26 protein-coding genes are annotated in these 22,527 nt (G+C 51.9%); 21 read left to right on the top strand and 5 right to left on the bottom strand.

What is annotated here, in order from left to right; genetic code table 11:
• Nucleotides 1-108: 108 nt before the first annotated feature.
• On the bottom strand, nt 109-711 hold the full coding sequence (locus GS3922_RS11110) for a YhcN/YlaJ family sporulation lipoprotein (protein WP_063166414.1): 603 nt from the start codon (nt 709-711) through the stop codon (nt 109-111).
• 137 nt (nt 712-848) lie between these two features.
• On the opposite strand from GS3922_RS11110, the gene GS3922_RS11105 reads away from it, so the two are divergent.
• Nucleotides 849-2,180 carry a PhoH family protein gene (locus GS3922_RS11105; protein WP_063166413.1) on the top strand — a complete coding sequence of 444 codons (1,332 nt, stop codon included), beginning with the start codon at nt 849-851 and terminating at the stop codon, nt 2,178-2,180.
• 85 nt (nt 2,181-2,265) lie between these two features.
• Here the strand turns inward: GS3922_RS11105 and GS3922_RS11100 are convergent, their stop codons facing one another.
• Entirely contained in the window at nt 2,266-2,772 is a 507-nt protein-coding gene (locus tag GS3922_RS11100; protein WP_063166412.1) for a hypothetical protein, read from the bottom strand.
• Nucleotides 2,773-2,936: 164 nt separating this feature from the next.
• Between GS3922_RS11100 and GS3922_RS11095 the strand changes: the two genes are divergently transcribed.
• From GS3922_RS11095 to pyc, 3 genes are all read left to right on the top strand, one after another.
• Nucleotides 2,937-3,224, top strand: a complete 288-nt coding sequence (locus GS3922_RS11095; RefSeq protein WP_081206761.1) for an Fpa/YlaN family protein — start codon at nt 2,937-2,939, stop codon at nt 3,222-3,224.
• A gap of 122 nt (nt 3,225-3,346) precedes the next feature.
• Nucleotides 3,347-4,558, top strand: a complete 1,212-nt coding sequence (gene ftsW, locus GS3922_RS11090) for a putative lipid II flippase FtsW (protein ID WP_063166411.1) — start codon at nt 3,347-3,349, stop codon at nt 4,556-4,558.
• Nucleotides 4,559-4,616: 58 nt separating this feature from the next.
• Nucleotides 4,617-8,060, top strand: a complete 3,444-nt coding sequence (gene pyc / locus GS3922_RS11085; RefSeq protein WP_063166410.1) for a pyruvate carboxylase — start codon at nt 4,617-4,619, stop codon at nt 8,058-8,060.
• A gap of 86 nt (nt 8,061-8,146) precedes the next feature.
• Here the strand turns inward: pyc and GS3922_RS11080 are convergent, their stop codons facing one another.
• The gene (locus GS3922_RS11080) at nt 8,147-9,100 is read right to left on the bottom strand and encodes a COX15/CtaA family protein (RefSeq protein ID WP_143424850.1); all 954 of its coding nucleotides are present in this window, start codon (nt 9,098-9,100) and stop codon (nt 8,147-8,149) included.
• Between the two features lie 382 nt (nt 9,101-9,482).
• On the opposite strand from GS3922_RS11080, the gene cyoE reads away from it, so the two are divergent.
• From cyoE to GS3922_RS11040, 8 genes are all read left to right on the top strand, one after another.
• Entirely contained in the window at nt 9,483-10,412 is a 930-nt protein-coding gene (gene cyoE, locus GS3922_RS11075; RefSeq protein ID WP_063166408.1) for a heme o synthase, read from the top strand.
• A gap of 75 nt (nt 10,413-10,487) precedes the next feature.
• Nucleotides 10,488-11,552, top strand: a complete 1,065-nt coding sequence (gene coxB, locus GS3922_RS11070; protein ID WP_063166407.1) for a cytochrome c oxidase subunit II — start codon at nt 10,488-10,490, stop codon at nt 11,550-11,552.
• A 22-nt stretch (nt 11,553-11,574) separates the two neighbouring features.
• Nucleotides 11,575-13,446: a cytochrome c oxidase subunit I gene (gene ctaD / locus GS3922_RS11065; RefSeq protein ID WP_063166406.1), complete on the top strand. Its 1,872-nt coding sequence runs from the start codon at nt 11,575-11,577 to the stop codon at nt 13,444-13,446.
• On the top strand, nt 13,446-14,066 hold the full coding sequence (gene ctaE / locus GS3922_RS11060) for a cytochrome c oxidase subunit III (RefSeq protein ID WP_033010279.1): 621 nt from the start codon (nt 13,446-13,448) through the stop codon (nt 14,064-14,066). The genes ctaD and ctaE overlap by 1 nt, the downstream gene beginning before the upstream one ends.
• Nucleotides 14,067-14,070: 4 nt before the next feature.
• The gene (ctaF, locus tag GS3922_RS11055) at nt 14,071-14,403 is read left to right on the top strand and encodes a cytochrome c oxidase subunit IVB (RefSeq protein ID WP_063166405.1); all 333 of its coding nucleotides are present in this window, start codon (nt 14,071-14,073) and stop codon (nt 14,401-14,403) included.
• Between the two features lie 107 nt (nt 14,404-14,510).
• A complete protein-coding gene (ctaG, locus tag GS3922_RS11050; RefSeq protein ID WP_063166404.1) occupies nt 14,511-15,413 on the top strand; it encodes a cytochrome c oxidase assembly factor CtaG in 903 nt (300 codons plus the stop codon).
• A 43-nt stretch (nt 15,414-15,456) separates the two neighbouring features.
• Nucleotides 15,457-15,912, top strand: a complete 456-nt coding sequence (locus GS3922_RS11045; RefSeq protein ID WP_063166403.1) for a DUF420 domain-containing protein — start codon at nt 15,457-15,459, stop codon at nt 15,910-15,912.
• A 74-nt stretch (nt 15,913-15,986) separates the two neighbouring features.
• On the top strand, nt 15,987-16,280 hold the full coding sequence (locus GS3922_RS11040; RefSeq protein WP_063166402.1) for an Asp23/Gls24 family envelope stress response protein: 294 nt from the start codon (nt 15,987-15,989) through the stop codon (nt 16,278-16,280).
• A gap of 37 nt (nt 16,281-16,317) precedes the next feature.
• On the opposite strand, the gene GS3922_RS11035 is transcribed toward GS3922_RS11040, so the two are convergent.
• Entirely contained in the window at nt 16,318-16,677 is a 360-nt protein-coding gene (locus tag GS3922_RS11035; RefSeq protein ID WP_063166401.1) for a YugN family protein, read from the bottom strand.
• A gap of 174 nt (nt 16,678-16,851) precedes the next feature.
• Here GS3922_RS11035 and GS3922_RS11030 point away from each other — a divergent pair, with 174 nt between their 5' ends.
• The 7 genes from GS3922_RS11030 to GS3922_RS11000 all read left to right on the top strand — a co-directional run bounded on the left by GS3922_RS11030 (nt 16,852) and on the right by GS3922_RS11000 (nt 20,504).
• Nucleotides 16,852-17,277 (top strand): CBS domain-containing protein, encoded by a 426-nt coding sequence (locus GS3922_RS11030; RefSeq protein ID WP_063166400.1) that lies wholly within the window; start codon nt 16,852-16,854, stop codon nt 17,275-17,277.
• Nucleotides 17,278-17,404: 127 nt separating this feature from the next.
• The gene (locus GS3922_RS11025; protein ID WP_063166399.1) at nt 17,405-18,412 is read left to right on the top strand and encodes a CAP domain-containing protein; all 1,008 of its coding nucleotides are present in this window, start codon (nt 17,405-17,407) and stop codon (nt 18,410-18,412) included.
• Between the two features lie 80 nt (nt 18,413-18,492).
• Nucleotides 18,493-18,876, top strand: coding sequence for a YlbD family protein (gene ylbD, locus GS3922_RS11020; protein ID WP_063166398.1), 384 nt, complete (start codon nt 18,493-18,495; stop codon nt 18,874-18,876).
• A gap of 12 nt (nt 18,877-18,888) precedes the next feature.
• Nucleotides 18,889-19,122, top strand: coding sequence for a YlbE-like family protein (locus GS3922_RS11015; protein ID WP_063166397.1), 234 nt, complete (start codon nt 18,889-18,891; stop codon nt 19,120-19,122).
• Nucleotides 19,123-19,162: 40 nt separating this feature from the next.
• Nucleotides 19,163-19,534, top strand: a complete 372-nt coding sequence (locus GS3922_RS11010; protein ID WP_063166396.1) for a hypothetical protein — start codon at nt 19,163-19,165, stop codon at nt 19,532-19,534.
• Between the two features lie 234 nt (nt 19,535-19,768).
• Nucleotides 19,769-20,215, top strand: coding sequence for a YlbF/YmcA family competence regulator (locus GS3922_RS11005; protein ID WP_063166395.1), 447 nt, complete (start codon nt 19,769-19,771; stop codon nt 20,213-20,215).
• 19 nt (nt 20,216-20,234) lie between these two features.
• Nucleotides 20,235-20,504, top strand: a complete 270-nt coding sequence (locus tag GS3922_RS11000; RefSeq protein WP_063166394.1) for a YlbG family protein — start codon at nt 20,235-20,237, stop codon at nt 20,502-20,504.
• Between the two features lie 53 nt (nt 20,505-20,557).
• On the opposite strand, the gene GS3922_RS10995 is transcribed toward GS3922_RS11000, so the two are convergent.
• Entirely contained in the window at nt 20,558-20,947 is a 390-nt protein-coding gene (locus GS3922_RS10995; RefSeq protein WP_063166393.1) for a DUF7147 family protein, read from the bottom strand.
• A 364-nt stretch (nt 20,948-21,311) separates the two neighbouring features.
• Here GS3922_RS10995 and rsmD point away from each other — a divergent pair, with 364 nt between their 5' ends.
• Together rsmD and coaD are read left to right on the top strand one after the other, a co-directional pair.
• Entirely contained in the window at nt 21,312-21,920 is a 609-nt protein-coding gene (gene rsmD / locus GS3922_RS10990) for a 16S rRNA (guanine(966)-N(2))-methyltransferase RsmD (protein ID WP_063166392.1), read from the top strand.
• Entirely contained in the window at nt 21,886-22,380 is a 495-nt protein-coding gene (gene coaD / locus GS3922_RS10985; RefSeq protein ID WP_063166391.1) for a pantetheine-phosphate adenylyltransferase, read from the top strand. The genes rsmD and coaD overlap by 35 nt, the downstream gene beginning before the upstream one ends.
• Nucleotides 22,381-22,527: the final 147 nt, after the last annotated feature.

Raw genomic sequence — 22,527 nt, 5'->3', positions numbered from 1 at the left:
AAGACGGTTTGTGCCGTGCATGGGATGAAACCGATTGTTGTTCGTAAATGGGAAGCGAAGTCGCGAGCTGTTGCCCCATCTCCTTGCACCATAGCCGCACGGAATCGTTTAGCGGTTTAAATGTTCGTTCGACTGTTTGTCTTGGCGTTCGTTCAGCTGCCGTTCTTCCCGCTCATTCAGTTGCCCGTCATTTTCCTCGGTCGGTTCAGGCGTCGTTTCAAACAAGTCGCTTGGCACTTCCGGCATCACCCGCCCAACGATATCGGCAATCTCGTCCATAAACGCCCGCACCGGGCGGCCGTCATCAATTTGCCGACCGATGTTGCGCACGCGGGCGTAAAGGTCCGGGTCGGCCACAATAATCGCGTTGGCGCCGTACGGATCTTTTTGCAGCGCCTCGGCAACGGAATATTTGATCGTGCCGACGCGCGAGGCATCGACGTTCGCGCCGACGTCAATGCCGACGATGGCGTACTTGCCGACGACGATCGCTGCCGCGTCATGAACGTTTGGGACGCGGTTGGCGATCTCTGCCAACCGGCGGGCGATTTCCTGCCCGGATTTGTTTTCCACCCGCTCATCGACCGTATTTTTCACGCGCACGAGCGAGCGGTCGGATTCCCTCGCCTCATCATCGTTTCCGATGGTGCACGCGCTTAAAAGGCTTAAAAGGAGAAAGCATAAAACAGCCAGCCAGCAGTTTCTTTTCATCATCTGTCCACCTCGACTTTTTTTACTTTATTTTGCAAATATCCTTCTATCTTTATACATTTTTTCATATGCTATACCACAGCCATTCCCATCCGGTGCAAAAGGTGAAAAACGGATATTATAGGGGGAAGCGGAATTTGGGAAAGAAAATCTATGTGCTCGATACGAACGTATTGCTGCAGGATCCGTATTCGATCTTTTCCTTTGAGGATAACGAGGTCGTCATCCCGGCTGTTGTGTTGGAGGAAGTGGATTCAAAAAAGCGGTATATGGATGAAGTCGGGAGAAACGCCCGCCAAGTGTCGAAGCTGATCGACCGCCTGCGTGAAAACGGCAAGCTGCACGAGAAAATTCCGCTGGAAAACGGAGGGGTGCTGCGCATTGAACTGAACCACCGCTCCTTTCACCAACTGCAAGAAATTTTTGTCGAAAAAACAAACGATAACCGCATTTTGGCGGTGGCAAAAAATTTATCGCTCGAGGAACAGGCGAAAGAAAACGGACGTTCTGTCATTTTGGTGAGCAAGGATGCGCTCGTGCGCGTCAAAGCCGATGCGATCGGGCTGCAGGCCGAGGACTTTTTAAGCGACCGCGTCGTTGACGTCGACCACATTTACACCGGGTTTTTGGAGCTGTACATAGGAAAAGATCATCTGCAGCGGTTTTACGAGAAAGGAGAGCTTGTGTTGGCCGATCTCGCCGACCATCCATTTTATCCGCACCAGTTCATCATTATGAAGGATGCATTTGGCAGTTCGGCCTCGGCGATTGGCATCGTCGACCAAAGCGGAAAAAAGGTGAAAAAGCTCGTCTTCCATCACGAGCATATATGGGGCATTCGTCCGCGCAACGTGCAGCAAACGATGGCGTTTGAGCTGCTCATGCGCGACGATATTCCGCTCGTGACATTAATCGGGAAAGCCGGAACCGGAAAAACGTTGCTCGCCCTTGCCGCCGGGCTGATGCAAACCGAGGATTTGCGAACGTATAAAAAACTGCTCGTCGCCCGGCCCATTGTGCCGATGGGGAAGGATCTCGGCTTCTTGCCGGGGGAAAAAGAAGAAAAACTGCGCCCATGGATGCAGCCGATTTTTGATAACCTTGAATATTTGTTCAACACGAAAAAACCCGGAGAGCTGGACGCCATTTTAGCCGGCATGAGCTCGATCGAAGTTGAGGCGCTCACCTACATTCGCGGCCGCAGCTTGCCCGAGCAGTTTATCATCATCGATGAGGCGCAAAATTTAACAAAGCATGAAGTGAAGACGATTTTAACGCGCGTCGGCGAGAAAAGCAAAATTATTTTAATGGGTGATCCGGAGCAGATCGACCATCCGTATTTGGACGAATATAACAACGGCTTGACGTATGTGGTCGAAAAGTTTAAAGATCAAAAAATCGCCGGCCATATCCGTCTCATCAAAGGGGAGCGCTCGGCGCTCGCGCAGCTTGCCGCCGACTTGCTTTAGCCACGCTTCCCGGAACAAATGGCCGCCCAAAGCGGACACCCTAAAAGGAGTCAAAAACCGGGCGGCCCCTTCATGGGGCGCCCGGTTAGCGGACGATCAGCTGGCGCACATTCGTAATCGGGGCTTCGCGGTTTGAGCCGTCGCCAAAATAAATATGTACCGGACCGTCATCGCGCAGCGGTTTTCCGTTTTTTGAAAAAGCGAAAATCAAGTCATAGGCTGTCTCAAGCGGGAGTGCAACTTCCCCGTTTTCCGTCACGATAACAAGTTCGGAAGCGTCTTCATGCGGTTCGGCGTTTCGCAAAAACGGGGCAAACGGCATGCCGAACGAACCGGTGATGATTTTCTCCTTTAAAAAGCGCCGCTCTGTTTTCAACGTCGGCGGAAAAACGGCGCCTTCCTGAATTTCCCGGTCCCAAAAAGCCGACCATTTTTTGATTTCCTCTTCCTCTTGGTCCGTTTCTATCACTTCCGGTTTCGGTTGCGAAAAATACGTGTCCAAATCGATTTTTCGGTCGTCAAAAATCCACACGCCGGGGTCGAGCGTGATCGTGAACTTTACTTTTCCAGTCAGCATCATAATATCGCTCATCAAAACATCCTCTCCTCTGCATTTTCCCGCTGTTTTTAGTATAATAATAAATGAAAGGTTTGTCATGTTCCAAGCCGTTTGGCTGTCAACTGTTTCAACTTGCAAAATGGCTTGTTTCACGTTAAGATTGAAAGAAGGATAGGGGAGAGAACGGAGGGATCGATGTGACGGACGGATCGATGAGCTATCGGGAAAAGGCGTACGCGCTTTTGCAAGCGGATGCGGAAAAAATTATTCAGCTCATCCGCGTGCAAATGGACCATTTGACGATGCCGCAATGCCCGTTGTATGAAGAAGTGTTGGACACGCAAATGTTCGGCTTGTCGCGAGAAATTGATTTTGCGGTGCGCCTCGGCCTTGTCGAGGCAAAAGACGGGAAGGCGCTCCTTGACCGGCTCGAGCGTGAGCTCTCCGCGTTGCATGAGGCAGTAACGAAAAAGCGCGTACGATAACCATACATGGCAACTCAAACGATTGGCCTGCCGTCGTTTGAGTTTTTCTGTTTTTCGGCAGGAAAACGGTGCGTCGCTGCGAATGATTTTAAGTACATACATGTTCACAGGGAAGAGGAACGATGGAACGACAATTATGGAAAAAAGTATTGAAGTGCTATGATTATCCGCTGATCACCGCGGTCATCATGCTGTCGTTGTTCGGATTGATTATGGTGTACAGCTCAAGCATGGTCACCGCTGTCATCCGCTTTGAAGTGCCAAGCGACTATTTTTACGAGCGGCAAAAACTGTGGCTGATTGCCGGATTCATCGCGTTCGCCATCATGATGGCGATTCCGTATAAAGTGTGGCGGGCGGAGCGATGGGTGAAACTCGTCTTTTTTGCATCTCCATTGATGCTGATCGCCGTCGCTTTTCTCGGCCATACGGCCAACAACGCAACAAGCTGGTTTCGCGTCGGGGCGCTTTCGATCCAACCGGCGGAGCTCGCGAAGCTCGGTCTGATTTTATACTTGGCCGCAGCGTTTGCCAACAAGCGGAAGCGGCTGGCCGAGCCGGCGAAAAGCAATTTGTTCCCCATTTATTATACATTGGTGATTTGTTTCCTGATTGCCATACAGCCTGACTTCGGAACGGCGGCGATCGTGTTTGCCATCGCGATGTGCATCATTGTTTCGTCCGGTTTGCGCCTCGTGTTGCTTCTAAAGCAGCTGCTTTTTTTTACATTGATCGGGACGGTGCTGTCACCGTTTTGGCTCCCGGTTGCCGGCAAAAAAATTTTTTCTCCTGAACGGGTATCGCGTCTTTACAGCTTTTTGGATCCATTTCAATACGCAAACGGCGATGGCTACCAGCTCGTTAATTCGTATTTGGCGATCGGGCTTGGCGGGCTGAAAGGAGTGGGGCTTGGCAAAGGCATTCAAAAATACGGCTACCTGCCAGAGTCGCACACCGATTTTATTATGGCGGTCATCGCCGAAGAGCTCGGCTTATTTGGTGTAGCGTTCACGCTTGGGTTATTGGCGTTTATCGTGCTGCGCGGGCTTTGGATTGCCCGCCGCTCCCACGATGCGTTTGGGAGTCTGCTTGCGATCGGCATCTCCGTCATGATCGGCTTTCAAACGTTCATTAACGTTGGTGGGGTCGTTGGCCTTATTCCGATTACAGGGGTGCCGCTGCCGCTCGTCAGCTATGGGGGAACGTCGCTCGTTCTCATGATGGCTTCGCTTGGCTTGCTCGTCAACATTTCGATGTTTACGAAGTATGAACAACGGTATAAAAAGGGTGAAAAAATGGCTGCTGACCGGCAGAAAAAAGGTCTGACTTTTTAGAAACTGTATTTACAAAATAGAAAAATTTTTATAGTTTAATTAGAAAGGAGGAGAGACGATGAGGACAAGACGAATTCGCAAAGTGCTGGTAGCCAACCGCGGAGAGATCGCCATTCGCGTTTTCCGCGCCTGCACGGAGCTTGATATCCGCACCGTGGCGATTTATTCGAAGGAAGACGCCGGATCGTACCACCGCTACAAAGCGGATGAGGCGTATTTAGTCGGGGAAGGGAAAAAACCGATCGAAGCGTACTTGGACATCGAAGGCATCATTGAGATCGCCAAAGCCCACGATGTTGATGCCATCCACCCGGGATATGGGTTTTTGTCGGAAAACATTCAATTTGCCAGACGGTGCCGCGAAGAGGGGATTATTTTCATCGGCCCGAATGAAGAACATTTGGATATGTTCGGCGATAAAGTGAAAGCGCGGCATGCGGCCATGAAGGCGGGCATTCCGGTCATCCCGGGCAGCGACGGACCGGTCGGCGGCCTTGAGGATGTCGTCCGCTTTGCCGAGACGCACGGATACCCGATCATCATTAAAGCGGCGCTTGGCGGCGGCGGCCGGGGCATGCGCATCGTCCGCTCGAAGTCGGAAGTGAAAGAGGCGTTCGAGCGCGCCAAATCGGAAGCGAAGGCGGCGTTTGGCAGCGATGACGTGTACGTTGAAAAATTAATCGAAAAGCCAAAGCACATTGAAGTGCAAATTTTGGGCGACCACGAAGGAAACATCGTTCACCTTTATGAACGCGACTGCTCGGTGCAGCGCCGCCATCAAAAAGTCGTGGAAGTCGCGCCGAGCGTCTCGCTGTCGGACGAGCTGCGCCAGCGCATTTGCGAGGCGGCGGTCCAGCTGATGAGAAGCGTCGGTTACGTCAATGCCGGCACGGTCGAGTTTCTCGTTTCGGGCGACGAGTTTTATTTCATCGAAGTCAACCCGCGCATTCAAGTCGAGCATACGATCACCGAAATGATCACCGGGATTGACATCGTCCAGTCGCAAATTTTAATCGCCGACGGATTTTCGCTCCACAGCCCGGAAGTCGGCATTCCGAAGCAGGAAGACATCCGCATTAACGGCTATGCCATTCAATCGCGGGTGACGACGGAAGACCCGCTCAACAACTTTATGCCGGACACTGGGAAAATTATGGCGTACCGCTCCGGCGGCGGCTTCGGCGTGCGTTTGGACGCCGGCAACGGCTTCCAGGGAGCCGTCATTACGCCGTATTACGATTCCTTGCTTGTTAAACTGTCGACATGGGCGCTGACGTTTGAGCAGGCGGCAAGAAAAATGCTGCGCAACTTGCGTGAGTTCCGCATTCGCGGTATCAAAACGAACATTCCGTTTTTGGAAAACGTCGTCCAACATCCGAAGTTTTTATCGGGCGAATACGATACGTCGTTCATCGATACGACGCCGGAACTGTTTGTGTTCCCGCGCCGGAAAGACCGCGGAACGAAAATGCTCACATACATCGGCACGGTGACGGTCAACGGCTTCCCGGGCATCGGCAAAAAGAAAAAGCCGGTGTTTGATAAGCCGCGCTTGCCGAAATTGAGCGAGGCGGAGCCGATTCCGGCCGGAACGAAACAAATTTTGGATGAACGCGGCCCAGAGGGCCTTGTCCGCTGGATTCAAGAACAGCCGCGCGTGCTTTTGACCGATACGACGTTCCGAGACGCCCATCAGTCGCTGTTGGCGACGCGCGTCCGCACGGTCGATTTAGTGCGGGCAGCCGAACCGACGGCGCGCCTATTGCCGAATTTGTTCTCGCTTGAGATGTGGGGCGGGGCGACGTTTGATGTGGCGTATCGCTTTTTAAAAGAGGATCCGTGGGATCGGCTGCTCAAGCTGCGCGAGCGCATCCCGAACGTGTTGTTCCAAATGCTGCTCCGCTCCGCCAACGCCGTGGGATATAAAAACTATCCGGACAACGTCATCCGCGAGTTCGTTAACAAATCGGCGCAAGCCGGCATTGATGTGTTCCGCATTTTTGACAGCTTAAACTGGGTGAAAGGAATGACGGTGGCGATCGACGCCGTTCGGCAGAGCGGCAAAATCGCCGAGGCAGCGATTTGCTATACGGGCGATATTTTAGACCCAAGCCGGCCGAAGTACAATTTGGACTACTATAAGACGCTTGCAAAAGAACTTGAACAGGCCGGCGCGCACATTTTGGCCATTAAAGATATGGCCGGGCTCTTGAAGCCGCAGGCCGCGCACGTGCTCATTTCCGCGCTCAAGGAAACGGTCGACATTCCGATTCATTTGCATACGCACGACACGAGCGGCAACGGCATTTATACGTATGCGAAAGCGATCGAAGCCGGCGTCGACATTGTCGATGTCGCCATCAGCTCGATGGCCGGCCTAACGTCACAGCCGAGCGCCAATACGCTTTACTATGCGCTCGAAGGGACCGAGCGGGCGCCGGAAGTCGACATTTACGGCCTTGAGCAGCTGGCGCGCTATTGGGAGGATGTGCGCAAGTTTTACCAGGAGTTTGAAAGCGGCATGAACGCGCCGCATACGGAAGTGTACATGCATGAAATGCCAGGCGGCCAATACAGCAACTTGCAGCAGCAGGCGAAGGCGGTCGGCCTCGGCGACCGGTGGGATGAAGTGAAAGAAATGTACCGCCGCGTCAACGACTTGTTCGGCGATATCGTTAAAGTGACGCCGTCATCGAAAGTCGTCGGCGATATGGCGCTTTATATGGTGCAAAACAACTTGACGGAGCAAGATATTTTCGAGCGCGGAGAAACGCTGAACTTCCCGGATTCGGTCGTCGAGCTGTTTGAGGGCTATTTAGGCCAGCCGCACGGCGGGTTCCCGAAAGAGTTGCAGCGCATTATTTTGAAAGGGCGCGAGCCGATCACCGTCCGTCCGGGAGAACTGCTTGAGCCGGTGGATTTCGAGCAAATCAAGCGGGAGTTGTACGACAAGCTCAGCCGCGAAGTGACCGACTTCGACGTCATCGCGTACGCCCTTTATCCGAAAGTGTTTCTTGAGTATGCGGAAACGGTTGAAAAATACGGCGATGTGTCTGTGCTCGATACACCGACGTTCTTGTACGGCATGCGCCTCGGCGAGGAAATCGAAGTGGAAATCGAGCGCGGAAAAACGCTGATCGTTAAGCTCGTGTCGATCGGCCAGCCGCAGGCGGACGGGACGCGCGTCGTCTACTTTGAGCTGAACGGCCAGCCGCGTGAAGTCGTCATCCGTGACGAAAGCATTAAAGCTGCGGTCGTCGAGCGTATTAAGGCGGACCGGACGAACCCAAACCACATTGCGGCGACAATGCCGGGGACGGTCGTAAAAGTGCTCGTCGAAAAAGGGGAAAAAGTCGATAAAGGCGACCATTTAATGGTCACGGAAGCGATGAAAATGGAAACGACGGTGCAAGCCCCGTTTGCCGGCGTCGTCAAAGACATTTACGTCAAAAGTGGCGATGCGATCCAAGCGGGAGACTTGTTGATTGAGCTGTCCAAATAAAATCATCGCGACCGCCACAAACCGGTTTGCCAAAAACAAGGGATGCCCAACGTTTGCGGGCATCCCTTTTTTGAGGAGTCTGACCGTTATTTTAACGTCGCCGGCGCCGTTTCCCTGACCGGATGGCCAGCGGCCTTCTCCGGCTTGCGGCGGGTGCGGAGCGCCAAGAGCAGCAAATAGCTGAGCACGCCGAACAGGCAGGAGATAAAAAAGGCGTGTGCCAAAGCGATATACAAATTCAGCCCGGTAAAAACGACAAGCGCTCCGGTCGCCATTTGCGCGAGAGCCAGAAGAAGGGCGATGATCCACCCGCAGTAAATGACCGGTTGTTCGCGGTAATGACGGATGGCATGCACCGCTGCAACAGCAATCCAAACGATGATAACCGCAGCAGCCAGCCGATGGCCCATTTGCACCCACTCGTGAAACTGCATCGGGAGGGGGCGCGACTTGGCGCATAGCGGCCAGCTCGGACAGGCAAGGCTGGCGTTCGTATGGCGGACGAGCGCCCCGGTATAAACGACAATGTACGAGTAAATGATGATGCCGTAAATGTGAAACCGCATTGGCCTGCCAAGGTTGAGCGAAGCGGCGGAAAACTTTTTGTCGATTTCAAAAATAAGCAATGTCAACAACAGCACAGCGGCGAACGAAATGAGGGAAATGCCAAAGTGCAAGGCCAAAACGAAATCGGACTGCCCCCAGACGACCGCGGCGGCGCCAATTAATGCTTGCAGGACGAGAAAGACGAACGAAACGACAGCCAAACACTTCGTTTCCCGCATATGGCCGACGGCCCGCCACGCCCAAATGGAAAGGATGAGCACCATGATGCCGGCGAGCCCGGAAACGAGGCGATGGCTCAGTTCGATAACGAGTTCTGGCGTGATGTTGTCCGGCACCCATTGACCATTGCACAGCGGCCATGACCGGCCGCATCCCATGCCGGAGCCCGTTTTTGTCACGAGCGCCCCGCCGATCAGCACAAACAGCATCACCAGCGTTGTTGCCGAAGCAAACCATTTTAATGAACGTTGCAAAATCTTCACCTTCTTGTATTGAGAAATTATGATTTTGTCCATATTAGTAAAGTGATGGAATTTATTGCAGCCAACGGTGCGTCCAAGCCAAGTCTATTTTACACGATGCGACGAAGAAACACAAAATGACGTTTACATATTGAATAAGTCGGTTAAGTTTGCTAGAAATATTAATGGGACAAGCGTACAAGCCGTTTTCGGCCTCAGGGATTCAAAAATTTGACACAAATTATTCAAAAAAAGTTCACATGATGAGAAAAAAATGTGATTTAATATAAAGAGAAAACGACTCTTTTTATTTCGCGTTCGCATTGGATGAAATTTCAAGCCATATGACGGCGCTGTCTCATCGCAGGCGGCGCAGTGAGGAGGAACAGGAGAAATGGCCGATTTGAAAGCGGTGCATGGGGCCGCGGCCGATGCTCGCCATCGTTCGCAGGCAAGCGCAAAGGCGATTTGGAGAGAATTGTCGGCAGTTGTCAAAATCGGGATTGTTAATTCGAACTTGATCACGACGTTTGCCGGAATGTGGCTGGCGTTTTATTTTACTGGAGAGCACTTTTTGGAGAATTTGCATCTTGTGTTTTTTACGCTGTTTGGCGCCGCGTTCGTCATCGCAGGTTCATGCGCCATTAACAACTACATTGACCGCGACATCGATCAATATATGGAGCGGACGAAAGTGCGGCCGACGGTAACTGGAACGATGGAGCCGCGGCGCGTGCTTTGGCTCGGAGTTGCCCTGGTCGCCGTCGGCACGATGAGCTTGCTCATGACAACGGTTACGGCAGCGGTGGTCGGGCTCATTGGCATGGTGACGTACGTCTTTTTCTATACGCTTTGGACGAAGCGCCATTATACGCTCAACACCGTCGTCGGCAGCATTTCCGGCGCCGTGCCGCCGGTGATCGGCTGGACCGCGGTTGACCCAAGTTTCCATGTCGTCCCGCTTGTTCTCTTTTTGATCATGTTTTTATGGCAGCCGCCTCACTTTTTGGCTCTGGCGATGAAGCGGTGTGAAGAATACCGCGCCGCCGGCATTCCGATGCTGCCGGTCGTTCACGGCTTCGCCATGACAAAGCGGCAAATCATCGTCTGGGTGGCCTGTTTGCTGCCGCTGCCGTTTTATTTGTTCTCGCTCGGCGCGCCGTTTTTAACGGTCGCGACGCTGCTGAACATCGGCTGGCTGTTTTTGGGGCTGTGGGGCTTGAAAATGAAAGATGACTTAAAGTGGGCGAAGTGGATGTTCGTCTACTCGCTCAATTATTTGACGATTCTGTTCGTGGCGATGGTCATCGCCACGCTTTGGTGAACAGGTTAAAATTCTTTCTCCGCGAAAGAATTTATATACATTTATCCATCAAAGAAAGAGGGGTTTGATTAGGCTATGAAGAAAGGGCTACGAAACTGGCGCTTATTTTCCTTGTTCGGGATGATGGCGCTGTTGCTCGCCGGCTGCGGCAAGCCGTTTTTATCGACGCTTCAGCCTGCCGGTGAAGTAGCGGACATGCAGTATTCGCTCATGTTGTTGAGCACGTCGATCATGGTGCTCGTCATTGTCGTCGTAGCGATCATCTTCGTCTATGTTGTCATCCGCTTCCGGCGGCGCAAAGGGGAAGAAAATAAAATTCCGAAGCAAGTGGAAGGAAGCCATAAACTGGAAATTATTTGGACTGTCATTCCGATTATCCTCTTGCTGATTTTAGCGGTGCCGACAGTATCGGCGACGTTTAAGCTGGCGGATGTCAAGCCGATGAATGACAAGAACCGTGATAAAGACACGGTTGTGGTCAACGTGCGCGCCAACTCGTACTGGTGGGAATTTGAATACCCGGATTACGGCATTATTACGAGCCAAGACTTAGTCGTGCCGACGAACGAAAAAGTCTATTTTAATTTGATTGCGTCAGACGTCAAACACTCGTTCTGGATTCCGGCGGTCGGCGGCAAAATGGACACAAACACCGACAACAAAAACCAGTTTTGGCTCGTCTTTGACCAAGAAGCGACAGACAAAGCGGGCGGCGTCTTTTACGGCAAATGTGCGGAGCTTTGCGGGCCGTCCCATGCGTTGATGGACTTCAAAGTGCGTCCGTTGCCGCGCACGGAGTTTGATGCTTGGGTCGAAAAAATGCAAAATGCGAAAAAACCGGTTGTGACAGATCCGGTCGCCAAACAAGGGGAAGCCATTTTCAATAAAAGCTGTATTGGCTGCCATGCCGTGTCGCCGGTGGACAAGCGTCCGGCACGCACAGCGCCGAATTTGGCGAACTTTGGCGATCGTGAACGGATTGCCGGTATTTTAGAACACAATGAAGAAAACTTAAAAAGATGGCTGCGTGATCCCGAAAGCATAAAGCCTGGAAACAAAATGACAGGTACATATGGCGAACTGACAGAAGAGCAGCTTGATGCATTGACGAAATATTTAATGAGCTTAAAAGTGGAATAAGGCATAAAAGGGAGGTTTCACTGTGAGTACGATCACTCGCAAAAAGGGTGTCGGCGCCGTTTTATGGGATTACTTGACAACAGTCGATCATAAAAAAATCGCCCATCTGTATCTAATCGCCGGAGGATTTTTCTTCCTGCTTGGCGGTCTTGAGGCGCTGTTCATCCGGATTCAGCTCGCGAAGCCGAACAATGATTTTCTTGTCGGTGGTTTGTACAACGAAGTGCTGACGATGCATGGAACGACGATGATTTTCCTAGCTGCGATGCCGCTTCTTTTCGCCTTTATGAACGCAGTCGTGCCGTTGCAAATCGGCGCGCGCGACGTTGCGTTCCCGTTCTTGAACGCGCTCGGATTTTGGCTCTTTTTCTTCGGCGGAGTGTTTTTGAACTGTTCGTGGTTTTTAGGAGGAGCTCCTGACGCCGGTTGGACGTCGTATGCGTCGTTGGCGCTCGATTCGAAAGCGCACCACGGTGTCGACTTTTACACGCTTGGATTGCAAATTTCTGGAATAGGCACGTTAATAGGTGGAATCAACTTTCTTGTTACGATCATTAATATGCGTGCCCCGGGCATGACGTTTATGCGCATGCCGATGTTCACATGGGCGACGTTTGTGACGTCAGCGCTCATTTTGTTTGCGTTTCCGCCGCTGACTGTGGCGTTAATTTTCATGATGATGGATCGGTTGTTTGGCGGCAACTTCTTTAACCCCGCTGCCGGTGGTAATACGATTATCTGGGAGCACTTATTCTGGGTGTTTGGACATCCGGAAGTATACATTCTTGTATTGCCGGCGTTCGGTATTTTCTCGGAAATTTTTGCGACGTTCTCGCGAAAGCGTCTGTTCGGCTATTCGTCGATGGTGTTTGCGACGGTATTGATCGCATTCTTAGGGTTCATGGTATGGGCGCACCATATGTTCACCGTCGGGATGGGACCGATTGCGAACGCGATCTTCGCTGTGGCAACGATGGCGATTGCGGTGCCGACCGGGGTGAAAATTTTTAACTGGCTGTTTACGATGTGGGGCGGAAGCATCAAGTTTACGACCCCGATGTACTATGCGGTTGCTTTCATCCCGTCGTTCGTTATGGGTGGGGTGACTGGCGTTATGCTGGCATCAGCAGCTGCCGACTATCAGTATCACGACAGCTATTTCGTTGTGGCCCACTTCCATTACGTCATTGTCGGCGGGGTTGTGTTCGCCTTGCTGGCCGGAACCCATTATTGGTGGCCGAAAATGTTTGGCCGCATGCTGAATGAGACGCTTGGCAAAATGACGTTTTGGCTGTTCTTTATCGGCTTCCATTTGACGTTCTTTATCCAACATTTTCTTGGTCTAATGGGAATGCCGCGCCGTGTGTTCACATTCTTGCCGGGGCAAGGATTGGAGACCGGCAACTTCATCAGTACGGTCGGGGCGTTCTTTATGGCGGTCGCCACGGTCATTTTACTCATTAACATCGTGATTACGACCGCAAAAGGCGAAAAAGTGCCGGGTGATGCGTGGGGCGACGGCCGCACGCTCGAATGGGCCATCGCTTCGCCGCCGCCGGTGTACAACTTTGCCCAACTGCCGCTCGTCCGCGGGTTGGACGCTTTCTGGCTTGAAAAAATGGAAGGCAAAAAAGAATTGACGCCGGCCGAGCCGCTTGGCGATATTCATATGCCGAATTCATCATTCTTGCCGTTTATCATTTCATTTGGCTTGTTTGTCGCGGCATTCGGTTTTACGTATCATCAAGAGACGGCTTGGGGCTTGCCGGTCGGCGTTCTCGGCTTGCTCATTACGCTCGGTGCGATGTTCTTGCGCTCGGTGATTGATGATCACGGCTTCCACATTCATAAAGAGGAAGTGCTTGAACTTGAGAAGAAGGGGGCGAACGCCTGATGCACGTGGAGGAAAAACTGACGGCCGAGACGTTCCCGGCGGCGCCGGAACGTGCCACCCTTGAGGGGAAAAATAAGTTTCTCGGTTTCTGGCTCTTTTTAGGCGGAGAGACGGTGCTGTTCGCCTCTCTCTTCGCCACCTATTTGGCGCTCAAAGACAAAACGAACGGCGGCCCTTCCGCGGAAGAGCTGTTCCAAATGCCGATCGTGTTTATGGCGACGATGCTTCTGTTAACGAGCAGTTTAACGAGCGTTTACGCCATTTATCATATGAAAAACTTTGATTTTCAAAAAATGCAACTTTGGTTTGGCATTACGGTGCTGCTTGGCGCTGGGTTTTTGGCCTTGGAAATTTATGAGTTTTATGAGTATGTTCATGAAGGCCATAAGTTTACGACGAGCGCCTTCGCGTCCGCCTTTTACACGCTCGTCGGCACGCACGGCGCCCACGTTGCGTTTGGGTTGCTTTGGATTTTAACATTGATGATTCGCAATGCCAAGCGCGGGTTAAACTTGTATAATGCCCCGAAGTTTTACGTCGCGAGCCTTTATTGGCACTTTATCGACGTCGTCTGGGTGTTCATTTTTACCGTCGTATATTTAATGGGAATGGTGGGGTGAACGTATGGCGAACCAAACGAACTCAGGAAATGAGCGCATCGACTTAGCGTATCGCCGCCGGAAAAATGCGGAAGAGATGCGTCATCAAGTGATTGTCTTTGTGCTGATGATTTTATTGACGCTCATCGCCTTTGCTGCGGTCGGCTACGAAGAGTTTTCCCATTGGTTTGTCATTCCGTTTATTTTGCTTTTAGCTGGCGTGCAAGTGGCGTTTCAGTTGTACTATTTCATGCATATGAGTCATAAAGGGCATGAATTTCCATCGATGTTTATGTACGGCGGTGTGCTTGTCATGCTTCTGCTTGTGTGGGCGTTTTCGACGGTCATTTGGTGGTAAGCAAAGGGGGGGATCGGTGTTGCAGCACCGGTTTCCCCTTTTTTTAATAGCGCTCATGCGGCGGCATGTAGTATAATGGGGAAAGGACAAGGCAGGAGGGAATTTCTATGTTTCAATCGCTGCAAATGTTTGGTCCAGTTGCGCTTTGGAGTCCGTTTTTTCTGTTGGCGTTGGCGGCTGTTGCCTTGTTGTATCTCGGAGTCACCGGACCGTGGCGGCAGCGCTTTGGCCTTGATGCCCCCGTTTCGAGGAAACAAAAAGCGTACTTTTTGACAGGAATAGTGCTTCTTTACGTATGCAAAGGCTCCCCGCTCGACTTGCTGGGCCATTTGACGTTCACCGCCCATATGGTGCAAATGGCGTTGCTTTACTTAACAGTGCCGCAATGTTTTATTTTAGGGATTCCGGAGCAGTTTTATGAGCGGATGTTCCGGATTGCAGCGGTGCGCCGTTCGTTTCAGCTGTTGACAAAGCCGATTGTGTCTTTGCTTTTGTTTAATGGGTTATTTTCTTTGTACCACGTCCCAATGGTTTTTGACATCGTGAAAACGAACATGTTTTTGCATGCGTCTGTCACAACGGTCATTTTCATTGCAGCCTTCTTCATGTGGTGGCCGCTTGTGAATAAACTTTCCGGATGGACGACATTATCCGGGTTAAAAAAAATGGGCTATATTTTTGCCGACGGCATGCTGCTCACACCGGCTTGTGCGCTCATTATTTTCGCCGGCACTCCGCTGTATGAGACGTACACGGATCCGGAAGCATGGATGACTGGGTTGGCGCTTTGCGTGCCGCAGGGGGTGTTGGCGTCGCTTGATTTGACCGGACCGCAAATGTTTTTGTCGATGTCCCCGCTTCATGATCAGCAGCTCGGCGGAGTATTGATGAAAATTATTCAAGAAATTGTATACGGAGTGATGTTGTTCTTTATTTTTAGCGAGTGGTATCGGAAAGAACGAGAAAAAGAACCGAGCATGGATATGGCGCCGCGGCCGACGAAACTGTAAGGCGCCATACGCCATAAAGAGACGAAGGAAAGGGAGAGAAGCTATGGCGATTTTACCGACGATCAGCACAAGCTGCATCGTGATCAGTGCTTTGCTTGTCGCCTACGGCTGGTACTTGATCAGCCGCAGGCGGATCGAAGCGCATAAAAAGGTGATGTTGACCGCTGCCGCTTTTGCGCTTTTGTTTTTTGTCATTTATATGTCGCGGACGTTGTTTATCGGCAACACAAGTTTTGGCGGACCGGAGGACATCAAGTTGTATTATACAGCATTCCTCATTTTCCATATTGTTTTAGCGACGGTGGGGGCGGTGTTTGGTCTCGTAACGCTTTGGACCGGATTAAAAGATCAGCGAGCCCGCCACCGCCGTCTCGGTCCGGTGACAAGCATCATTTGGTTTGGCAGCGCCTCAACTGGGGTTGTTGTATATTGCTTGCTTTACGTGCTTTACCCGGGGGGACAGACGACCTCGCTCATTAAAGCAGTATTCGGTTTTTAGCCAATCGGGTAGCATCGGCCGCCGGCGCTGCATAGCATAACATAAGCAGAGAATGCAGAGCGGGGGAGTGTGCGGTGAATACGTTCCGATACCGGAAGCGAAGCGCTGTGGAAGCGACGCTGCTGACGGTTGTCATGATGTGTGTGCGTGAGTGGGAAGAGGTTGTGCTCGATGACTGCGATGTGTTTGTAGTTGTCTCCCAAAACGGCCGATGCCGCATCACCGTGAAGCTGTCGATCCGGTATGGGGCGCCGGTGCTCGCTGTTTGCCGCGGGCTGCAGCAGCAAATTGCCGAGGAGATTGCCGCTATGACGCCGTATGCGGCTGAGGCCATCGATGTCATGGTCAAGCGGCTTGTCATGCCGTAAAAAACGCATGAGAAACGAGCTCTCATGCGTTTTTTCATTATTCTTTGATGTTCTCGAGTTCGCTTTTGATTTGTGATAATACTTTTTGGCACTGGCTGACAAGAGAAGATGGAAAATGCTCGCCCTCGCCGTATTCGACGCCATGCGGGTAATAATGTTTCCCTAAAATCGGCGTGAGCAGCTTGATGAGGGCATAACGCGAATCGACATCTCCCTCGACCGCGTACCCTTGAACGCGCAAATAGTATGTCCCTTCCTTAATAACGTATTTCCGGTCGTACGTGACTCGTTCATAATCCCATTGCGCCGCGCGCACAAAACCGAGCCGCTCCATCATGTCATCAAGGCGGGACAGTTTAACCGTCTGATTTTCCAGTCCGCTATTTTCAAATTTCATCTTTCTTCCTCCTAACAACGCAGTATGGAAAGCGCGAAAACGGAAATTATCCCCTCATTTATAATAGTACGAAAACGGTTTGCTTTTCAACGAATTGTTTCCCATTGTTTCCGTTTTGCGTGTATTTTTCTCGCTACGGCGCGCACAATAACAAACAGAAAGGAGAGACGGGCCATGCAAACAGTACGGGACGTCATGTCCACCGATGTGCAATATTGCACTCCGCTCGACAACATTTACGAAGTGGCGGTGAAAATGCGTGAATTTAATGTTGGCGCCATTCCGATCGTCGATGATGGCCGTCTTGTTGGGATGATTACAGATCGCGATTTAGTCGTGCGCGGTATGGCGGAAAAGCACCCCGGCTCGACGGCAGTGACGGAAGTAATGAGCCGCGATCTTGTGACGCTGTCTCCGGACGATTCGTTGCAAAAGGCGGCAGACGTGATGGCGCGCCATCAAATTCGCCGCCTTCCAGTTGTTGAAAATGGCCGTTTAGTCGGCATTGTGGCGCTCGGTGATTTGGCGACGAACCGCTATTCCGACGAAAGCGCCGGCCGTGCGCTGAGCGAGATTTCCGAACAACATACCGTCCATTAACCAAACGGACAAGACGTGCCTTCTTTTCACCGGATAAGACGCTCTTTTTGGGCGTCCTCTTTTTTTTGTCTTTGAAAAACGGCTATAATGGCAGTAAGGATATTGTGTAGAAAGCGGGAGTTGCTGCGTGAAATGGTTCTTCCTTTTTTTGTTATTCATGATTGGGTTTTATTACTTCGCACCGAGCCCGCCGCCGCCAAGCCCTCCGGAGCAACCGAAGACAGATGGCTACTTGCTGAAAGAGCCAAAGGCGACCGCTGGCATCGTCGCCTTGATCGGCCAACCGGCGCAAGAAGCGGAAAAACAGCTCGGTGCGCCAGATCGGATCGACCCATCCGCCTATGGTTATGATTGGTGGGTGTACAGCCGCCGTCCTGAATCGTACGTGCAAATCGGCGTGCTTCGCGGCAAGGTTGTCACCGCTTTGGTCGGCGGAGAAAAGGTGAACGTCGAGCCGTTTGCGGTCGGTCAGCGCCTGCAGACGATTTTCCAAACAATGCCGGTCTTATCGAACGTTGAAATTAAGCTAAGCAGCGGAACATACCGGTTTGAACTGTCTGAACAAGACTACTCGTCAAGGCCGGTCGTCAAAGTCGGCGATGCGTATGCTCAGCTGTACATCGACCGGTTTACCGGAAGCGTGGCGGCCGTTCGCCTGATGGACGCGGAAACGTTCGTTAAGTTGCGGCCGTACGAGCTTGTTTACCGCGGCCGCCTGCCCGCGGCCGCCCCTTTGTCGGAAGAAGAGCAACGAAACGTTGATGCAGCCAATGCGAAACAAATTTTTGACTGGACGAATTTGATCCGCCGCCGTCATGGCCTCCCCCCTCTTATTTGGGATAGCAAAGCGGCCGCCGCCGCCGCCAAGCATAGCCGGGATATGCATGACCATCGGTTTTTCTCCCACGAGTCGCCGCAATACGGCGATTTGTCCAAACGGCTCGGCGCGTTGAACGTTTCTTTCCAATTGGCCGGGGAAAATATCGCTGCCCACCAGGTGGATGGTGTAGAGGCGACCGCTGGATGGCTCAACAGTGAGAAGCATCGGAAAATTATGCTAAATGAGGAATTCACTCACCTTGGTGTTGGCGTCTATGACGATTATTACACGCAAAACTTCTTTACCCCGCTGTAAAAATTGGGCGCACCTTCGCTTGCTGGGCGCGATATGATATGGCAGATAGGCATGAGTGGATGAAAGGGATGAGAACCGCCATGGCCAAGCCTCTGCATCCTTCGGTTGAACAGTTCAAACAGTTTGTAAAAAAACACCCGAAAATCATCCAAGAGGTGCGCAGCGGCAAAAAGACGTGGAAGCAAGTGTACGAGGATTGGTATTTGTTCGGGGAAGACGATGAAATATGGGACCCGTATCGCGAAGCAAGCGGTAAGAAGAAAGAGGAAGAAAAAGGAACAAACAAATGGCTTGATAAGCTGGCTGCAATGCTCGGGCAGCTTGATGCGGCAGAAGTGCAAAAACATTTGGCGAACGTCCAACAGGCGATCACCGCGATTCAACGCATTCTGTCTGAATTTCAAGGGGCCGGCTTGCAGCGTCCAAACAAAGAGGAGCACCCGTTTTCGTTCCGCAAAGACTAAAGGGTGGTGGCGATGAGAAAGGACGTATGGCAATATGTGCAGGCAAACCCGATGTTGCGTGCGTTTTTGCGCGAACAGCCGCGCTGGTATCGGCTGCTTGCCCGCCGCCCGCATGAGCTGTCGGCGTTTCAGTTGGCCGCCTTGCGCCATTATGAGCAAACAATCCCCGATAAGGTAGAAAAAATGGCTCAATCGCTACAAATGGCCTCGCTCATGTGGCAAATGTTTAAAGCGTTGCGCGATTAATTTGACGGCAAACGGCAAAGACTAGCCTTGAAAGGGAGTGATGTCTTTGCTGAGATGGATTGTATGGCTCGGATGCGCTATACTGTTATTGACGCCTGCGATCGGCCGGACGGACGCAACGGCAGCTGCCCCCCATGCATCATCGGCAGCCGGGCTGCTCGAAGTAAAGCATGAGGTGAAAGGGAACGACGTCTTCATTGAGTGTTTTGCCGCTCAATTTCCGTTTCGCAAAGGGAACGGCGGCGGGCACATCAACGTGTATATCAACGGGCAAAAGATGACGGAAGTGTATACAGCCGCCTTTGTCGTGCGCGGTCTGCCAAGCGGAAAGCATGTCATTCGCCTTGAGCTCGCCTATAACGATGGAAAGATGACTGGCATGGCACATGAGTTTGACGTCGAGATTCCATAAAGAGGCCTGTGCAGTCTGCTGTCCACTAAACATATACAAGGCGCTCGAATATCCGCGCCAGCGCGCTGGCATAAGGCAAGGTGGCACTGCGGGATCGGCAGTTCGCTAAAAAGGCTATCCGATAAAGTCTTTCCGGCTTTCGGATATCCTTTTTTTATGCTTTCCTCGTCTCATCTCTTCTCTTTCCATTTTTCCGTCATTCATGATATGATGAATGATGGAGGTGCCATATTTGTGAGGATTGCTACTCTCGAGCGCATCGAGATTTTGGATAAAGCAGAAGCATTAGCGAACATGGTTGTAGAATCAGACGTAGCGGACGACTATCGCCGCGCGTTTTGGCGGCTCAAGCAAGACCGCCGCGCCCAGCAGCTGATCGCCCGCTTTGTCAAGTTGAAGGAACGGTACGAGGAAGTGCAGCGCTTCGGCAAATACCATCCCGATTACCGCGACGTGATGAAAGAAGTGCGCGAAGCGAAACGGGAGCTTGACTTGCATGAAACGGTCGCCGCCTTTAAAGAGGCGGAAAGGGCGCTGCAGCAGCTGCTTGACGACATTAGCGTGCTGATCGGCAAGGCCGTATCGGAACACGTGAAAGTGCCCACCGGGAATCCATATTTTTTGTCGGCTGGCTGTTCCGGTGGTTGCGGGAGCGGCGGAGGCTGCGGCTGCCGCACATAGAAAAAAAGGGGAAGGGACTATGTTTCCAAAACGGCAAGGGATTATCGTTTGGCTTCATTCACTGAAATACGGAAAACAGCTGCGCAAGTTTGGCAACATTCATTACATTTCCAAGCGGCTGAAGTATGCGGTTCTTTACTGCGATATGGAACAAGTTGACCATATGATGAAAAAGCTTGCCGCACTGCCGTTTGTCAAGCGGGTCGAGCCGTCGTACCGACCGTTTTTAAGGCTGGAATTTGAACCGAAAGGGGAGAAGGAAAAAGACTCCCCGTATCCGCTTGGATGAAAGAAAAGAGCAGACCCCGTCTGGCATCAGCCGCAGGGCCTGCTCTTTTCTCGCTATTGAAGCGGCGGAATAAAGCGGTTCATCCGCATAATGCCGATTAAGTGTTGATAGTATAGGTCAAGATCAGCGAACATTGTCGATGGCTTGACATTGAGGTGGATGACGGTTGTGTTAAGCTCTTTTGCGGTTTCCGCGAACAGTTCGTACCGTTTGTTCGGCTTGACGGACGGATCGGGAATACCTTCGCGGCAAATATAAAGCGGCTGAAAGTCACCCGGGTCGGTTGGATGAAGAACAACAGCCAAGGAGACGACGGGCCGGTCTTTTTTCACCGTATGGAAAGCAAAGAAGCCGGATAAGCGATGACGATTGGCCCGCGCCAGCTCGATCAATTCATATATATCGGAGTAGCCTTCACCAAGTTCGATAAAACGTTGGATCATGTATGGTCCCCCTTGCAATCATCGTCCATCCTTAACTTTACCGGTCATCTGCCAAAATTGCAATCAAAAAAAAACCTTGCGGTTCAAATGATCCGCAAGGTCCTTTCCAGTTCCTTGCCTCCGCGTGGAGCGGAACAAGGAACGGAAAGAAAAAAGAAAAGGGAGAGGAGAAACCGGAGGAAGAACTTATGGGGAAACGTAAGTCTTCTCCGTCATTGGCAACAACGCCATTAACGATGTTGCCATTACTCATTATGGACGGTTTGCCGATTTCTATACATGCGCTGATAAAAAATTCTTCGGTTTGACGATGGACGACTTTATGGTAAGATTACGGTGAAAACGACGAATCAGGTGAAACGCGATGAGAGTCATTTCCGGAATGTGCAAAGGCCGGCATCTGCAAGCGGTTCCAGGGGTGTCGACGCGTCCGACGACCGATAAAGTCAAAGAGGCGATCTTCAATATGATCGGGCCGTATTTTGCGGGCGGCATCGGCCTTGACTTGTTCGCCGGCAGCGGTGGTTTAGGCATTGAAGCGCTCAGCCGCGGGCTCGAGCGTGTCGTTTTTGTTGATCACGATGCGAAGGCGGTGCAAACGGTCCGAAAAAACGTTGCCGCCTGCGGGCTTGAGAAACGGGCGGAAATTTACCGCAATGATGCCGAGCGGGCCTTAAAGGCGGTTGCGAAACGCGGCTTGCGCTTCTCTGCCATTTTTCTCGATCCGCCGTACAAGGAGAAAAAATGGCCGACGCTTTTATCGTTGATCGCCGAGCGTGACCTGCTAGAGGCGGACGGCGTTGTCGTCGCCGAACATCCCGCCGGGGCCGAGCTGCCGGAAGAAGTCGGCAACTTGAGGCAATGGAAACGCGAAACGTATGGCATTACCGGCATCACCATTTATCGCCGGATAGACGAACAGAAAGGGGACGAAAGCGATGGCGAGCATTGCCGTTTGCCCGGGGAGCTTTGACCCTGTGACGTATGGGCATTTGGATATTATTAAGCGGGGAGCGAAAGTGTTTGACCAAGTTTATGTGGCGGTGTTAAATAATTCGTCGAAAAAGCCGCTGTTTACCGTCGAGGAGCGGATGGAGTTGCTGCGCGAGGTGACGCGGACGCTCGAAAATGTTCATGTTGAATCGTTCCACGGCCTGCTTGTCGATTATGCCCGCAGCAAAAAGGCGAACGCCATTTTGCGCGGCTTGCGGGCGGTGTCCGATTTTGAGTACGAAATGCAAATTACGTCGATGAACCGCGTCCTCGATGAGAACATCGAAACGTTTTTTATGATGACAAACAGCCAGTATGCGTTTTTAAGCTCGAGCATCGTCAAGGAAGTGGCGAAATATAATGGCGACATTTCCGAGCTCGTCCCCCCGGTCGTGGAAGCGGCGTTAAAGCGGAAATTTGCGTCCGCAGCCGCCGACTGACAGCCAAGGGGAGGACACTCTCCAGTTGGCAGCTGAAGCGCGGCTTTGAAGCTGGACGCATATTGATGAGCAGATGAAGCCGACTGACAACGGAACGAGGACCGTGCAGCTTTACTCGCTGGATGAGCCCGAAGGCCGGGCGCCTAA

This window comes from Geobacillus subterraneus, from assembly GCF_001618685.1.
Taxonomy (GTDB): Bacteria; Bacillota; Bacilli; order Bacillales; family Anoxybacillaceae; genus Geobacillus; species Geobacillus subterraneus.
Note: the sequence above shows the minus strand (reverse complement) of the source record. Positions and strands in the feature narration are given on the sequence as shown.

What these genes read in the sequence shown, in the direction of transcription:
- GS3922_RS11110 (WP_063166414.1), bottom strand. Translation starts at nt 711, where the DNA reads ATGAAAAGAAACTGCTGGCTGGCTGTTTTATGCTTTCTCCTTTTAAGC.
- coaD (WP_063166391.1), top strand. Translation starts at nt 21,886, where the DNA reads ATGGCGAGCATTGCCGTTTGCCCGGGGAGCTTTGACCCTGTGACGTAT.
- GS3922_RS11100 (WP_063166412.1), bottom strand. Translation starts at nt 2,772, where the DNA reads ATGAGCGATATTATGATGCTGACTGGAAAAGTAAAGTTCACGATCACG.
- rsmD (WP_063166392.1), top strand. Translation starts at nt 21,312, where the DNA reads ATGAGAGTCATTTCCGGAATGTGCAAAGGCCGGCATCTGCAAGCGGTT.
- ylbD (WP_063166398.1), top strand. Translation starts at nt 18,493, where the DNA reads ATGGCCAAGCCTCTGCATCCTTCGGTTGAACAGTTCAAACAGTTTGTA.
- ftsW (WP_063166411.1), top strand. Translation starts at nt 3,347, where the DNA reads ATGGAACGACAATTATGGAAAAAAGTATTGAAGTGCTATGATTATCCG.
- coxB (WP_063166407.1), top strand. Translation starts at nt 10,488, where the DNA reads ATGAAGAAAGGGCTACGAAACTGGCGCTTATTTTCCTTGTTCGGGATG.
- GS3922_RS11015 (WP_063166397.1), top strand. Translation starts at nt 18,889, where the DNA reads ATGAGAAAGGACGTATGGCAATATGTGCAGGCAAACCCGATGTTGCGT.
- cyoE (WP_063166408.1), top strand. Translation starts at nt 9,483, where the DNA reads ATGGCCGATTTGAAAGCGGTGCATGGGGCCGCGGCCGATGCTCGCCAT.
- GS3922_RS11000 (WP_063166394.1), top strand. Translation starts at nt 20,235, where the DNA reads ATGTTTCCAAAACGGCAAGGGATTATCGTTTGGCTTCATTCACTGAAA.
- GS3922_RS11035 (WP_063166401.1), bottom strand. Translation starts at nt 16,677, where the DNA reads ATGAAATTTGAAAATAGCGGACTGGAAAATCAGACGGTTAAACTGTCC.
- GS3922_RS10995 (WP_063166393.1), bottom strand. Translation starts at nt 20,947, where the DNA reads ATGATCCAACGTTTTATCGAACTTGGTGAAGGCTACTCCGATATATAT.
- ctaF (WP_063166405.1), top strand. Translation starts at nt 14,071, where the DNA reads ATGGCGAACCAAACGAACTCAGGAAATGAGCGCATCGACTTAGCGTAT.
- ctaE (WP_033010279.1), top strand. Translation starts at nt 13,446, where the DNA reads ATGCACGTGGAGGAAAAACTGACGGCCGAGACGTTCCCGGCGGCGCCG.
- GS3922_RS11045 (WP_063166403.1), top strand. Translation starts at nt 15,457, where the DNA reads ATGGCGATTTTACCGACGATCAGCACAAGCTGCATCGTGATCAGTGCT.
- pyc (WP_063166410.1), top strand. Translation starts at nt 4,617, where the DNA reads ATGAGGACAAGACGAATTCGCAAAGTGCTGGTAGCCAACCGCGGAGAG.
- GS3922_RS11010 (WP_063166396.1), top strand. Translation starts at nt 19,163, where the DNA reads ATGTCTTTGCTGAGATGGATTGTATGGCTCGGATGCGCTATACTGTTA.
- ctaG (WP_063166404.1), top strand. Translation starts at nt 14,511, where the DNA reads ATGTTTCAATCGCTGCAAATGTTTGGTCCAGTTGCGCTTTGGAGTCCG.
- GS3922_RS11030 (WP_063166400.1), top strand. Translation starts at nt 16,852, where the DNA reads ATGCAAACAGTACGGGACGTCATGTCCACCGATGTGCAATATTGCACT.